Annotated in this window: 16 protein-coding genes; 10 read left to right on the top strand and 6 right to left on the bottom strand. The window is 60.3% G+C overall.

Going from position 1 to position 13,693, the window contains the following annotated elements:
* The first annotated feature begins 44 nt into the window (after window positions 1–44).
* From BK665_RS21325 to BK665_RS21315, 3 genes are all read left to right on the top strand, one after another.
* Window positions 45–485 carry an EamA family transporter gene (locus BK665_RS21325; RefSeq protein WP_123408608.1) on the top strand — a complete coding sequence of 147 codons (441 nt, stop codon included), beginning with the start codon at window positions 45–47 and terminating at the stop codon, window positions 483–485.
* Window positions 486–662: 177 nt separating this feature from the next.
* Window positions 663–1,532, top strand: coding sequence for a Tim44 domain-containing protein (locus BK665_RS21320; protein WP_123408607.1), 870 nt, complete (start codon window positions 663–665; stop codon window positions 1,530–1,532).
* 148 nt (window positions 1,533–1,680) lie between these two features.
* Window positions 1,681–2,088 (top strand): SMI1/KNR4 family protein, encoded by a 408-nt coding sequence (locus BK665_RS21315; RefSeq protein ID WP_007943369.1) that lies wholly within the window; start codon window positions 1,681–1,683, stop codon window positions 2,086–2,088.
* A 21-nt stretch (window positions 2,089–2,109) separates the two neighbouring features.
* Here the strand turns inward: BK665_RS21315 and BK665_RS21310 are convergent, their stop codons facing one another.
* Window positions 2,110–3,873, bottom strand: coding sequence for a cation:proton antiporter (locus tag BK665_RS21310; protein ID WP_123408606.1), 1,764 nt, complete (start codon window positions 3,871–3,873; stop codon window positions 2,110–2,112).
* Window positions 3,874–4,075: 202 nt separating this feature from the next.
* Between BK665_RS21310 and BK665_RS21305 the strand changes: the two genes are divergently transcribed.
* Window positions 4,076–4,558 carry an acyl-CoA thioesterase gene (locus BK665_RS21305; protein ID WP_092275880.1) on the top strand — a complete coding sequence of 161 codons (483 nt, stop codon included), beginning with the start codon at window positions 4,076–4,078 and terminating at the stop codon, window positions 4,556–4,558.
* Between the two features lie 148 nt (window positions 4,559–4,706).
* On the opposite strand, the gene pdxY is transcribed toward BK665_RS21305, so the two are convergent.
* A complete protein-coding gene (gene pdxY / locus BK665_RS21300; protein WP_054048266.1) occupies window positions 4,707–5,579 on the bottom strand; it encodes a pyridoxal kinase PdxY in 873 nt (290 codons plus the stop codon).
* A 120-nt stretch (window positions 5,580–5,699) separates the two neighbouring features.
* On the opposite strand from pdxY, the gene BK665_RS21295 reads away from it, so the two are divergent.
* Window positions 5,700–6,113 carry a DUF3301 domain-containing protein gene (locus BK665_RS21295; RefSeq protein WP_123408605.1) on the top strand — a complete coding sequence of 138 codons (414 nt, stop codon included), beginning with the start codon at window positions 5,700–5,702 and terminating at the stop codon, window positions 6,111–6,113.
* Between the two features lie 85 nt (window positions 6,114–6,198).
* On the opposite strand, the gene BK665_RS21290 is transcribed toward BK665_RS21295, so the two are convergent.
* A complete protein-coding gene (locus BK665_RS21290; RefSeq protein ID WP_123408604.1) occupies window positions 6,199–7,164 on the bottom strand; it encodes a CobW family GTP-binding protein in 966 nt (321 codons plus the stop codon).
* 27 nt (window positions 7,165–7,191) lie between these two features.
* Here BK665_RS21290 and BK665_RS21285 point away from each other — a divergent pair, with 27 nt between their 5' ends.
* Entirely contained in the window at window positions 7,192–7,548 is a 357-nt protein-coding gene (locus tag BK665_RS21285) for an NADH:ubiquinone oxidoreductase (protein WP_123408603.1), read from the top strand.
* On the opposite strand, the gene BK665_RS21280 is transcribed toward BK665_RS21285, so the two are convergent.
* Window positions 7,545–8,213: a DUF1826 domain-containing protein gene (locus BK665_RS21280; RefSeq protein WP_123408602.1), complete on the bottom strand. Its 669-nt coding sequence runs from the start codon at window positions 8,211–8,213 to the stop codon at window positions 7,545–7,547. The two genes, BK665_RS21285 and BK665_RS21280, sit on opposite strands and share 4 nt — an antisense overlap.
* Window positions 8,213–9,418 carry a zinc metallochaperone GTPase ZigA gene (gene zigA, locus BK665_RS21275; protein ID WP_123408601.1) on the bottom strand — a complete coding sequence of 402 codons (1,206 nt, stop codon included), beginning with the start codon at window positions 9,416–9,418 and terminating at the stop codon, window positions 8,213–8,215. Before zigA ends, BK665_RS21280 begins: the two co-directional genes overlap by 1 nt.
* 189 nt (window positions 9,419–9,607) lie before the next feature.
* On the opposite strand from zigA, the gene BK665_RS21270 reads away from it, so the two are divergent.
* On the top strand, window positions 9,608–9,985 hold the full coding sequence (locus BK665_RS21270; protein ID WP_123408600.1) for a glutamine synthetase: 378 nt from the start codon (window positions 9,608–9,610) through the stop codon (window positions 9,983–9,985).
* Here the strand turns inward: BK665_RS21270 and BK665_RS21265 are convergent.
* Window positions 9,982–11,172 (bottom strand): N-acetylmuramoyl-L-alanine amidase, encoded by a 1,191-nt coding sequence (locus tag BK665_RS21265; protein ID WP_123408599.1) that lies wholly within the window; start codon window positions 11,170–11,172, stop codon window positions 9,982–9,984. The genes BK665_RS21270 and BK665_RS21265 overlap by 4 nt on opposite strands.
* Before the next feature lie 86 nt (window positions 11,173–11,258).
* Here BK665_RS21265 and folE2 point away from each other — a divergent pair, with 86 nt between their 5' ends.
* The 3 genes from folE2 to BK665_RS21250 are packed head-to-tail and all read left to right on the top strand — an operon-like array spanning window position 11,259 to window position 13,689.
* A complete protein-coding gene (gene folE2 / locus BK665_RS21260) occupies window positions 11,259–12,158 on the top strand; it encodes a GTP cyclohydrolase FolE2 (protein WP_123408598.1) in 900 nt (299 codons plus the stop codon).
* Window positions 12,155–12,823, top strand: coding sequence for a metal ABC transporter ATP-binding protein (locus tag BK665_RS21255; protein ID WP_123408597.1), 669 nt, complete (start codon window positions 12,155–12,157; stop codon window positions 12,821–12,823). The genes folE2 and BK665_RS21255 overlap by 4 nt, the downstream gene beginning before the upstream one ends.
* Complete coding sequence (locus tag BK665_RS21250) at window positions 12,823–13,689, top strand: metal ABC transporter permease (protein WP_123408596.1); 867 nt, start codon at window positions 12,823–12,825, stop codon at window positions 13,687–13,689. Before BK665_RS21255 ends, BK665_RS21250 begins: the two co-directional genes overlap by 1 nt.
* Window positions 13,690–13,693 lie beyond the last annotated feature (4 nt).

Here is a 13,693-nt window from a genome sequence, read left to right as displayed (position 1 = left end):
GGTGTTTATCCCCACTCAGAAGGTTGAACTGATAAGGCGCAAACATGGGCTCAGGCTTCTTTTCCTCCTGGACATTCTGGGCCCTGCTATCGGCGGTATTCGCGGCCATGACCGCCATTTTCGCGAAGATCGGCATCGAAAACGTCAATTCCGACTTCGCCACCCTCCTGCGCACGATAGTGGTGCTGGTCAGCCTGGCCTTGATTTTGTACGCGACGGGCCAATATCAGTCATTAGGATCAATCTCGGCCAAGAGCTACCTGTTCCTGCTGCTGTCTGGCCTGGCGACCGGTGCTTCATGGATTTGCTACTTCCGCGCACTGAAAGTCGGGCCGGCCTCGTTGGTCGCTCCCGTCGACAAACTCAGCGTGGTGCTGGTGGCGGTGCTGGGCGTGATCCTGCTGGGCGAAAAACTCGACCTGCGCCAATGGGGTGGAATCGGTCTGATCACCGCAGGCGTGGTCATGCTGGCCCTGCGACGCTGAGTAAATTTCCCGCCGAGCCTGTCCACTCTTCCTACAGACAAAAGTAAAAGGCCTTATTGCCCCCGACTAGCTGAACGCAACCTGTCAGGCAAAAGCCCGAAACACTCTACCGCTAGCCAGTGGCACTTCAGCTGTGCAACATGGCCCGCGTGCAATCCACAAATGGGAATTCCCCTTATGAAACGTTTTCTTAGCATCGCCATGGCGTTGTGCATCGGCCTGACGATGAGCCTGGACGCCAACGCCAAGCGCTTTGGCGGCGGCAAAAGCGCCGGCGCGGCGCCGACCCACCAGACCAGCCAAATGGCCCCTTCTTCTGCTGCGGGCGGCGCTGCTGCCACCGCGGGTGCGGCCGGTGCCGCTGGCGCTGCGGCCAAGGCCGGCGGTGCTTCGCGCTGGCTCGGCCCTCTGGCCGGTATCGCGGCTGGTGGCCTGCTGGCCTCCATGTTCATGGGCGGCGGCTTCCAGGGCATGCAGATCTTCGACATCCTGATCATGGCGGTCATCGCCTTCCTGATCTTCCGGTTCATCGCCGCTCGTCGTCGCAAGCAGCAGGAGCACCTGGCTCCAGCCGGCGCGCCGATGCAGCGTGAAGTGTTCGAGAACAAGCCTGCCGGCGGTTCGATCTTCGGTGGCTCGGCAGCGCCTGCCGCCGCTCGCCCGGTGATCAACGCTCCAGCCTGGTTCAATGAACAGAACTTCATCGAAGCAGCGCGCAACCACTTCCAGTCCCTGCAGCAACACTGGGACGCCAACGAAATGGACAAGATCGCCGAGTTCGTGACCCCGCAAATGCTGGAGTTCCTCAAGCGCGAACGTGCCGACCTGGGCGACACTTTCCAGTCCACCTACATCGATAACCTCCAGGTACAACTGGACGGCGTGGATGACCGTGCGGACAAGACCATCGCCACCCTGACCTTCAGCGGTGTATCGAAGACTTCCCGTTTCGACCAGGGCGAAGTGTTCAGCGAAAGCTGGAACATGGAACGTCCGCAAGGCGAGAACCAGCCTTGGCTGGTCGCCGGTATCCGCCAGAACGGCTGAACCGACGCGGGTTAAACCTGTCGCAATGTTATCCCTGTAAAAAGCCCCGGCCTTGGCCGGGGTTTTCTATTTCGCGGTTGCATCTATAGCGAGCTACTGTATAAACCGCCCCAACTAAACCGCGCCATCAAGCAAGAGGATCCCGGACGTGGAAGAAATCATCGAACAACTGCGTGAAGCCAACGAACCAGTACCGGTCCCCTTGGAATTGCCCGACGAAGATCAGATCGTGGAAATCGAAGAACAACTGTTCATCGACATTCCGTTCGTCTTCAGAGAATTTTTGCTGACCGTCAGCGATGTGGTCTACGGCAGCCTGGAACCGGTCACCGTGACCGACCCGCAATCCCACACCTACCTGCCGGACGTTGCCGCCAACGCCTGGGACGCAGGGGTTGATCGCAGCATGATCCCCATCTGCCAGGACGGTGACGACTACTACCTGGTCGAAGAAGACGGCACCGTGGTGCTGTGGCAAGCCGAAGAAGAGCTGATTGCCGAAGAAACCTGGGAATCGGTCTGGCACTGGGCGCGGGACGTCTGGCTGGAAAGCTGATCCGCCCGGCGCCCCCGCCGGTCAATGCCCGGATCCGTCCTTATGGTTGTCCAGGGTTTCCAGCAGCGCCACCTGCATCCGCGTGTGCACGCGGATGAACCAACGCCAGAGCAGCGCCGCTACGGCGGCGGTGACCACGGCAATCAGCACCAGCAACTTGTTGGTCGGCAGAATACTGGCCGACAAGGCTGCCAGCAGCAGGAAAATCACCAGCAGCGAGAGGATCGGGATCACTTCGGAGATCACCCGGCGCACTCGCTGCGTGTGGCGACCGGCCATTTCGGCTTTCACACCCATCTCCGCCAACAGCATCGATAGCGCCTTGAGCTTGCGATAGGCCGCGATCAGGAACGGCAGCGATAACAGCAACGCCCCACCCCAGATCAGCGCTTTCTGCCAGCTCGGGTCACTGATCCAGCCTTGCAGGTAAGTCGACATACGCTCGGCGAAAAATGCCCCCGAGAAGAAAATCGCGATCACCAGGGCCAGATTGACCCCGACCTGCAACAAAATCCGCCGGATCATCGACGCCAGCAGCGCACCCTCGCCTTGGGGCTGAATGCTGCGCAACCATTCGCCATACATCCCCAACACACGGCTCAGGCGCTGCGGCATGACCGCTGCGAGCTTGATCGACAGTGGATCCGCGGCGCGGATCAGGTACGGCGTCAGCAGCGTGGTGATCACCGATACCGCCACGGCCACCGGATAGAGGAAGTTGCTGGTGACCTGCAGGGTCATGCCCAGCGCGGCGATGATGAAGGAGAATTCGCCAATCTGCGAAAGACCCATCCCGACCCGCAGTGAGGTGCGTCCGTCATTGCCGGCGATAAAGGCGCCGAGGCCGCAGGACAACATCTTGCCCAGCACCACTGCCACGGTGATCACCGCGATGGGCCAGGCGTATTGCAGCAGGATCAGCGGATCGAGCATAAGCCCGATGGCAACGAAGAAGATTGCGCTGAACAGGTCGCGAACTGGCTCGATCAAGCGCTCGATCTTCAACAACTGCCGGGATTCGGCCATGATCGCGCCAATCAGGAAGGCGCCAAGGACCATGCTGTATTCAAGCTTGACCACCAGCAGACAGAAGCCGAAACACAGGCCCAGCACCGTGATCAACAGCATCTCGTTGCTTTCGAATTTAGCCACGTACGCCAACAGGCGCGGCACCAGCAGGATGCCGATGACCAGCGCGACGATCATGAACAGCGAGAGTTTGCCGACCGTGGAGAACACTTCGCCCGAGCTGACGGTGCCGCTGACGGCGATGCTCGACAGCAAGGCGATAATGCCGATGCCGAGGATGTCTTCGACGATCAGCACACCGAAGATCAACTGGGCGAAGCGCTCGTTTTTCATCTTCAGGTCGTTGAGCGCCTTGACGATGATGGTGGTCGAGGAAATCGCCAGGATCGCCCCGAGGAACAGCGAATCCATGGTGTTCCAGTCGAACCAGCGGCCGATTTCGTAGCCGATCCAGATCATCAGCACGATTTCCAGGAACGCCGCGATGAACGCCGTGGCCCCGACCTTGAATAGTTTGCGCAGGCTGAACTCCAGGCCCAGGCAGAACATCAGGAAAATCACCCCCAGTTCAGCCAGGGTCTTGATCGTTTCTTCATCGTGGATCAGGCCGAACGGCGGCGTGTGCGGGCCGATGATGAAACCGGCGACGATATAGCCGAGGACCACCGGTTGCTTGAACCGGTGAAAGAGCACTGTCACCACGCCCGCGACCAACATGATCACTGCCAGATCCTGGATGAAACTGATGGCATGCATGGTATGGGGCTCCTTGAAATCGACTTCCCGGAGCGTAACACCGCGACTTCCGGCAGAAAGGCGGTGCAATATATGGAAACAGATCGATCCGGCGTGACGACAGCCACCTGCCCGGCGTCCCGATAACTGTTGGTTTTGAAATGCCGACCACGCACCCGCAGAGGTGCGCTCCCGAAATCCTGCCTTGACCCGTGAGAACGCTATGGAACCCGGAAACGCCCAACTGTCGATGACGGTATTGATGACCCCCGACATGGCCAACTTCTCTGGCAATGTCCACGGCGGCACCCTGCTCAAATACCTCGACGAAGTGGCCTACGCCTGCGCCAGCCGTTATGCCGGCCGCTACGTGGTGACTTTGTCAGTGGACCAGGTGATTTTCCGCGAGCCGATTCATGTCGGCGAACTGGTGACCTTCCTGGCGTCGGTCAACTACACCGGCAACACCTCGATGGAGGTGGGCATCAAGGTAGTGACCGAAAACATTCGCGAGCGCTCGGTGCGCCACACCAATAGCTGTTTCTTCACCATGGTCGCGGTGGATGACCAGCGCAAACCGGCCCCCGTCCCGCCGCTGCAACCGCAGAACAGCGAAGACAAGCGCCGCTTCATCCAGGCCCAGCAGCGCCGGCAGATTCGTCAGGAGCTGGAAAAGCGCTATCAGGAGATCAAGGGCGACGCTTGATCAGTTTAGTCTGGTAGGTGGTGTTCTTTAGATAGCCTTCGCGAGCAAGCCCGCTCCCACATGGATTCTGTTGCGTTGCACAAAATGTGCGCACACCTCAGAACCCATGTGGGAGCGGGCTTGCTCGCGAATGGGCTCGACGCAGCACTCAGAGGCTGATCGGTGTCGCTTCGAACCGCACCCGCGGATGCGCAATCCGGTCCTGCGCCCGCACCAGTTCCAGCTCATAGCTGGCACAGGCCTGGGTTTCCAGCAGCACTTCATGCACGGCGGCAGCGGTGAATTCGAACGCCGCCACCAAGCTGTCGCCCAGCAGCACGCGGGCCAGGAACAGGCCGGACGTCAGGTCACCGACGCCCACCGGCTGACGCGGGAACGCCAGCAATGGTCGACGCAAGTGCCAACTGCCCTCGGCCGTCACCAACAGCATCTCAAATACCTCTTCAGGCTTGCCGGGATAGTCCAGGTGCTTGACCAACACCGCTTTCGGACCGCGTGCCAGCAGCGCCCGCGCCATGGCCAGGCAATCGAACAGCGACTGCGGTTTGCGTCCCGAGAAGCTGTCCAGCTCCAGCTGGTTCGGACACATGAAGTCGGCCACGGCGGCCGCTTCTTCCAGCAGGAAGTCGCTGACCTCCGCCGGCACACTGCAACCTTTCTCTGGATGGCCCATTACCGGGTCGCACAGGTACAGCGCCTTGGGGTTGATCGACTTGATGCGCGCCACGCCGGTGAGGATCGCCCGGCCCTGGGCCGCACTGCCGAGGTAGCCGGACAGCACCGCATCACAGTTGCCCAGTTCGCCGATCGCGGCGATGCCTTCCACCAGCTCGGGAATCTGATGCGGCGGCAATATTTCACCCGCCCATTGCCCGTATTGCGTGTGGTTGGAGAACTGCACGGTGTTGAGCGGCCAGACATTCACCCCGACCCGCTGCATCGGGAAAACCGCGGCGCTGTTGCCAGCGTGGCCGAACACCACGTGGGACTGGATGGCGAGCAGATGGGGCGTACGTTTCATGCGGTGAGTTTTCCGTAAAACGAATGAAATTCGAGCCGCGCAGTATGCGACTAAACACAGCCTGTACGACAGACCGGCGACACAGTTAAGCTGGCACTATCTTGTTGGAGCACTTTGTTGATGCTGACCCTCGGAAATATCTTCGTGCTAATGCTGCTGGCCACCGGCGGCGCGTGGCTGTGGCATAACCACGGTTTGCGCGAGCGCGCGCTGGAACGGGTCAAGCAGCATTGCGCCAAACTCGAAATCGAGTTGCTCGACGGCAACGTGGCGCTGAAAAAAATCGGTTTTATCAAAGATGCCAGTGGCCGTCGACGTCTGGCGCGTGTGTATAACTTCGAATTCACCGTGACCGGCGAAACCCGTCATACCGGGACCATCACCCAGTTCGGCGCACACAGCGCGCAGATTGAACTGGCGCCCTACCCGATGCCGTTTGACGACACACCGCCGGTGGTTGAGGTGGTGAAGCCCCGTGGTGAAGTGATCGAGATGAGCCAGTGGCGGCAGGAACATACGAAGTGGCGCCCATAGATCAAAAGATCGCAGCCTTCGGCAGCTCCTACAGAGGATTGCATTCCAAATGTAGGAGCTGCCGAAGGCTGCGATCTTTTGATCTTCAACCCATCCGACAGTCAGCCAGACTTCTTTGAAGCGATTCAACATCTTGAGGCTCACTGAAGATCAGTTCGATACGAGAGTCCTGCCGCCATTCGCTCGCCTGCCAATCCAGCACCGAGTTATCCACCGCATTCGCCGAAACCCAACCACCAGTGCTGTGGATAACCAGCTTCGCGCGACGCCAGGCAAGGCTTTCGAGCCACTTGCCAATGAGCGCAGCGTCGAATGTCTGGCTCGGATGCCAGCGCCAGCCAATGCTCCAACCGCCCTCCTGCTCCTGGCTCAAGCAAATCGGAAACGCGGTATCGGTCCAGATCGCCGGCATCTGCGCCAACCCTCTGGGCGCGACGAAGTTATCCACACCCGCGACAGCTTGCTTCTCAAGCCCCGGCAATTCGCTCAGTGGCATCACCGCTTGCTGGGTCCAATAAAAAGGACGTGTCGGCAACTGCTCGGTGATTCGCTGACGTTCCGCGTCATCAAGGTTTTCCGACTTGTTGAGCAGCAACAAACCCGCGTTGTTCAACGCTTGCTGCTGCGCCACCGGCAACGGCTTCCCGGCCGCCAGCGCCTGTGCGTCCAGCACCAGGACACACGGTTGCACCGCCAGCACCCCAAGCCACGGCGCCTCACTCAATTGCCGCAGCAACTGCGCCGGGTGACCCAGCCCGGAGGGTTCGATAAACAGCCGATCCGGCCGTGCTTTACGCAACAACCGCCCAAGACCGATCTGAAACGGCGCGCCATTGACGCAACACAAACAGCCTCCGGCCACTTCCCCCAGTGCGATACCATCGGCGTCCTGGGTCAGCAGCGCGGCGTCGAGGCCGATCTGGCCGAACTCGTTGATCAGCACCGCCCAGCGCTCGTTCGCCGGCCGCTGCGCCAGCAGGTGCTTGATCAGGCTGGTCTTGCCGGCGCCCAAGGGACCGGCAATGACGTGAGTGGGGATGTTCTGCAACATGGTCGAAGTTTTCTGAGGAGGTAGTGGATGCGGTTGATGGGGTTGTCGTTGCTGTTGGCGCTGGTGTCGGGCGAGGTGTTGGCCCAGGCGTGTGTGGTCCACAGCACGGCGGAACGGCTCGACGTGAAAGTCTGCCAGCAGAACCGCAACATCCCGCAAAAGCTCTTCGCTGACGGTTTCTGCCAGCCGAACCTTCCCGGGCAGAAAGTCGATGTGCAATACGTCGACCAATGCCCCACCGGCGCCTTCGGCGTGTGCAGCAACGCCCAAGTCGCCAATATGCCCTACCGTCAGGATATTCACTATTACGGCGTGGCCACCGATGCAGCGTATCTGAAGCCGTTTTGCGAGGCACAGAGCCAGGGCAACTGGCTCAACCCCTAGCTCAGCCAGTCGAGCGTCAGAATTAACCGACGCTCCCCCGGCGCCGGTTGTGGTGAGCGATGGATCAGGCCGAAACCTTCATTGCCGTGCCATTTCTCGCCTTTGAGCAACGCCACATCGCCGCTGCGGACTTGCTGAATCTGCGCCTGCGGTTCGGCCTCCGGTTTGCCCAGTTGCCGACGATCCATCGCCCCTTCCTTCAGCCACTCGCTGCCAACCCCGGCATAGGTGGTGATCAGCCGCACCGGCACGTGATCGACATGGAAGCGTGGGCACATGGCTTTGTCCAATACCCGCAGGCGCAAGCCGACATGCCGGGCACCGAGCAAACAGGCGAAGGCGCTGACCAGCCAGGAAATGTCGGCGACGAAGCCTTCGTAGCCTTCGAGGTCGCGGTAATTTGCAGCCAATCCACGCAGGTTGGGCTCGGCGTCTTCGTTGGCGATTTCCAGCGATAGCGACTCAGCGACCGGTTCGTTCAGGGACAGCAGTAGTCGAGCGAAATCAGCGATGTGCAGCGGGAGTTCGCGCTGCCATACGGCGAGATTGGCGTCGTCGTGGAGGATTTTTGTCAGGACTTTCGGGTTGGCTCCGTGGTGCTGACGCGGTGTGCGGGCGGACGCTTTCGCGAGCAAGCCCGCGCCCACAGGGGTGAGTGTGAGCATCAGGCGGCCTCTTCGTGCCAAGGGCCAAACGGGTCTGGCAGCAGGCGCCAGCCTTCGATGCCTTGGGCCATTTCATCGTCGGTCAGCAGGCAATTGTCGAGTTCGACGGTGAGTTGCGCGAAGTCGATGTTCTGGCCGATGAACACCAGTTCCTGGCGGCAATCGCCGGTGCTGGCGGTCCAGGTTTCCATGATCCCGGCGGTGCTTTCCTCGTCTTGCGGCCATTGGGTTTTCGGTACAAAACGCCACCAGCGACCCGCGAAACCGTGGCGCATCAAACCGCCGGCCTGGGACCAACTGCCGGCATCCATGTGCTTGCTGGCCAGCCAGAAAAAGCCCTTGGAGCGCAGCAGTTTGCCGTTGACCCATGGGCGGTCGATGAAGCTGAAAAAGCGCTGGGGATGAAACGGTCGGCGTGCGCGGTAGGCCGTTGAAGCGATGCCGTATTCTTCGGTCTCCGGCACATGCTCACCGCGTAGTTCCTGCAACCAGCCCGGTGCCTGGGCAGCTTTTTCGAAGTCGAAGCGGCCGGTGTTGAGGATCTTTTCCAGCGGGATTTCGCCCATGACCATCGGGATGATTTCCGCCTGGGAGTTGAGCCGTTCGAGGATCGCGATCAACTCCTGGCGCTCGCTGCTGCTGATCAAATCGATCTTACTGATGAGGATCACGTCGGCGAATTCGATCTGTTCGATCAGCAGGTCGGTGATCGAACGCTCATCCTCTTCGCCCAGGGTTTCGCCACGGGATGCGAGGCTTTCTGCGGCTTGATAGTCGAGCAGGAAGTTCATGCCGTCGACCACGGTGACCATGGTGTCGAGCCGGGCGATGTCGGCCAGGCTCTGGCCTTCGTCGTCGCGGAAGGTGAAGGTTTCCGCTACGGGCAGCGGCTCTGAAATGCCAGTGGACTCGATCAACAGGTAATCGAAACGACCGTCCTTGGCGAGTTTGCTGACCTCGTCCAGCAAATCTTCGCGCAAGGTGCAGCAAATGCAGCCGTTGCTCATTTCCACGAGTTTCTCTTCGGCGCGATTCAGGCTGACATCGCGCTGAACTTCGCTGCCATCGATGTTGATTTCGCTCATGTCGTTGACGATCACGGCTACGCGCAGATTTTCGCGATTACGTAGTACGTAATTGAGCAACGTACTCTTGCCGGCGCCGAGAAAGCCCGACAGGACGGTCACGGGAAGACGATTGGGCATCAGGTATTCCTCACAGGATGTGGCCGGTCGACGCCCGTTTATGGCGTTCGCGCAGCTCTTCACGTTCTTGGGGCACAAGGGCAAGTATGTTTTTAATGTTATAGTATAACAGCACAAATAAACCACTCCCCTCTTGTCCGCCAAGACAAAGGGCACGATGCTTGAGCCATTCGCTCCTTGAGAAACGCCATGGGAAACGCCCTGAAATGCGCGCTGCTGAGCTTGTCGTTATTGATCGCCGTCGATGCCTGGGGACAAATCCCGAACCTGGCCAAATGCACCCGCAGCGCCAATCTGCTCGCGTGCGTCGACCCTGACGGCAACGCCTACAGCGTCAACACCGTCGGCAGTACGATCTATCTGCGTGGTTTCGAAGTGCTCGGCAAACGCTATTGGGCGCAGACCAGCAGCCGCTACGGGCAACTGACATTTTTCACCGGGCTCGCCTCCGATGGCGAAGCTTGGGTCGGCTACAGCCGCCGCGTTGGCTGGACCACCGTCAATCGGTTTTCCAGCTCTGGCGGCAGCAGCGGCAAGTTCACCTGTAGCCGGATTACCGGCTGCTAGACCTGGGCTTTTTTCTGCTCCTGCTGCCAGGCCACATAGCTGTTCATCGGCGGATTCTTCTGAAAATAGCGCTGCAACCCTTCGAACAAACCGTCAGCGACAGCCTGCTGATGCCGCGCCGTGACCAGCCGCTGACTGTCCCGGGCGTTGGAAATGAAGCCGGTTTCCACCAGGATTGACGGCACATCCGGCGACTTCAGCACGGCAAATCCCGCCTGTTCCACGCGTTTCTGGTGCAGCGTGGTGATGCCCGCGAGGCTGCCGAGCACGGTACTGCCCAGTTGCAGGCTGGCGGCAATGGTCGCGTTCATCGACATGTCGAGAATCACCCCGGCGAGCATCGGGTCTTTGTCCCTGAGATTGAGCAGGCTGGTGGCGCCCAGCAAGTCCGCGCCGTTCTCCCGCTGCGCCATAAACCTCGCCGTGGCCGAGGTTGCGCCGCCTTCGGACAGGCAATACACCGAAGCGCCGGATGCGGTGAGCCGTGGCGCAGCATCGGCGTGCACCGAGATGAACATGTCGGCATTGTGCTTGCGGGCGATCTCCACGCGTTTGCGCAGCGGGACGAAGAAGTCGTCGTTGCGCACCAGTTTCACGTCGTAGCCTTTCTCGCGTTTCAATCGTTTCGCCAGCAATTGGGCGATCGACAACACCACGTCTTTTTCCCGCTCGCCTTTGGCGCCGACCGCGCCCGGGTCCTTGCCGCCGTGGCCGGGATCGACCACCACAATGATGTCGCGCTTGGGGTGAGCCTTGTCGATGATCGGCGCAGCGGCGATTTGAATTGGCGCGGCGGTCTTCAAATCCAGCACCAGTCGATGGCCCTGCCCGTCCTGTGGTGGCAACAGAAAACTGTTGAGCTGCACCGGTTCGCTGAGGTCGAGGACGATCCGCGTATCGCCCTGGCCGTAGTGACCGGAACGAATTGAGCGAATCATCGTGTTGTTCAGCGTCAACTGACTGAAATCGCCACTGAGGTTCGCGCCACTCAAGTCGATGATCAGCCGCTCGGGCGCGCTCAGGGAAAACGTCTTGAATTGCACCGGTCCGCTCAGATCGAACACCAATCGCAGCTTGTCATCCGAACGCCAGAGCCGAGCATTGCGAATCTGCGTGGCCGAAACACCAAAGGGTAAAACGAGGGCCGCGCTGGCCAGGATCCAGTTGAGCAAGTGACGTCTGTGCATGGTGAAAGCCCGCTCGTGAAAAAGGCATCGTCGATTTGAATGTAATAATATAACATGCCAAATCAACTCCCACGATGGACCTTCTCATGAATGCGCTGACTCTGCCGGATATCGCCGCGCAGGCCTCACGCCAAGCCCTGCCACTCGAGTGGGTGGGCATGTGCGGCATTGCTCTTCCTGTGTTATTCGATGGCCAACGGCTGAGCGCCAAGGCGGATGCCGGTGTCAGCCTGGACGATGGCGAAGCGCGCGGCATTCATATGTCGCGGCTGTATCTGGCGCTGGAAACGCTTGAACGGGAAAACCTCACGCCGGGATTACTGCGCAGAGTTTTGCAGCATTTTCTCGACAGCCACGAAGGATTGTCCTCCAGCGCTTACTTGAAAATTCATACCGATTTACTGCTCAAACGACCGGCGCTTATCAGTCCATTGGCGGGTTGGAAAACCTATCCGGCGTGCATTGAAGCGCGGTTGAAAAACGATATGTTCCACGTGGAACTAAAAATCGACGTGGCTTATTCCTCTACGTGCCCGTGTTCAGCCGCGTTGTCGCGCCAACTTATCCAACAGCAATTCATCGATGATTTCGCCAACACGCCTCTGCAACATGCCGACGTTTTGGCCTGGCTCGGTTCCACAAAAGGCATCCTCGCCACACCGCATAGCCAACGCAGCACCGCTCACTTACAGCTGCGCCTGGACGATTACCTCGACGACTTACCGTTGATTGCGATCATCAACGACGCCGAAGCCGCCCTCGGCACTGCCGTGCAAACCGCAGTGAAACGCGCCGACGAACAAGCCTTCGCCCTAGCCAACGGGCAGAACCTGATGTTCTGCGAAGACGCCGCACGCCGCTTGAACCTGGCCCTTAAACGCTCTCCCGGCATCAACGGGTTTCACCTGCGAGTCGTCCATGCCGAAAGTTTGCACGCCCACGACGCCGTCGCCGAAAGCCGCTGGAATTGGGAGGCAGCCGAATGATCCGCGGCCAATCCCTACGCTGGGGCGCACCCGGCCAACCCCTCACACCCGCCGTAGATTTCGAGCTACCCAAGGGCAGCCTGACCGCCGTCATCGGCGCCAATGGCTCGGGCAAAAGCAGTCTGCTGAAAGTCATCGCCGGTCTGCAAAAACCACTGGCCGGCAAAATCCTGCTGGATGTTCCACGCAAGGGCGGCCTCTCGTTCCTGCCCCAGCAACAACACCTGGACCGGCAATTCCCCATCAGCCTCCAAGAGTTGGTGGCCGCCGGATTCTGGGGCAGCAAACAATCGCCTGAAGCCCGCAGCCAAAAACTCAAAGCCGTGCTGGAAGATTGGTGCCTCTCAGGCCTGGAACATCGCCCTTTGATGGCCCTCTCCGGTGGCGAATTACAACGCGCCCTGCTTGCCCGTTTGAGTCTCGCCGAAGCGCCCCTTCTGCTGCTCGACGAACCCCACGCAGCCCTCGACGAACTCGGCCAGGAACTGCTCTGGAAACACATCCACGCCTGGCACGCCGAAGGTAAAACCCTGGTCGTCGTGTGCCACGACTTAGCCGCCGTCCGCCAACACATTCCGCACACCCTGCTGATCAAAAGCAGCGGCTGCACGCTCGGCCCCAGCACCGAACTGATTCGCCAACAACCGCAAACGCAGGTGGCCTGATGATCGCCGCCACACACCTTTGGCAACCGTTCCACGAGTTTGTATTCATGCGCAGGGCGCTGCTCGGCGGCCTGGTGCTCGCGTGTAGCACCGCCCCACTTGGCGTGTTTCTGATCCTGCGCCGCATGAGCCTGATCGGCGATGCGGTCGCCCATGGCATCTTGCCCGGCGCTGCATTGGGTTTCTGGTTCGCCGGTCTGAGTCTCCCCGCGTTGACCATCGGCGGCCTCGGCGCGGGCCTGAGCATGGCCGGTCTGGCCGCATGGATCACCCGGCGTACCGGTCTGCGAGAAGACGCCAGCCTCGCCGCGATTTACCCGATCTCCCTGGCCAGTGGCGTGCTGATCCTTGGCATCGCTGGCAAACGCCTGGACCTCCTGCACCTGCTATTCGGCTCGGCATTGGCGGTCGACGGGCCGACGCTCACCGGCATGCTTTGGGTCTCCGGTTTCAGCCTGATCGCCATGGCCCTGATCTACAAACCACTGTTGCTGGACACCCTCGACCCGCTGTTCCTGCAAACCGTCAGCCGTCTCGGGCCACTCGCCCACGGCGTATTCCTGACCCTCGTGGTGCTGAATCTGGTGATCGGTTTCCAGGCCATCGGCGCGCTGATGGTGGTCGGTCTGATGATGTTGCCGGCCGCTGCATCACGCTTCTGGAGCCGTCGCTTGCCGGCGCTGATGGCCATCGCCGCCACGCTCGGCTGCCTCTCGGTGTGGTTCGGTTTACTGCTGTCGTTCTACTACTCGCTGCCCAGCGGCCCGGCCATCGTGCTGGTGGCTGGCGGTTTGTATTTGCTGTCCGTGGTGTTTGGTCCGGTGCACGGCTTGTTGCGCCGCCCGCCTTTGCTCACATCCCAATGAGGTG

It is taken from the genome of Pseudomonas frederiksbergensis (assembly GCF_003732665.1).
Classification (GTDB): domain Bacteria; phylum Pseudomonadota; class Gammaproteobacteria; order Pseudomonadales; family Pseudomonadaceae; genus Aquipseudomonas; species Aquipseudomonas frederiksbergensis_G.
Note: the sequence above shows the minus strand (reverse complement) of the source record. Positions and strands in the feature narration are given on the sequence as shown.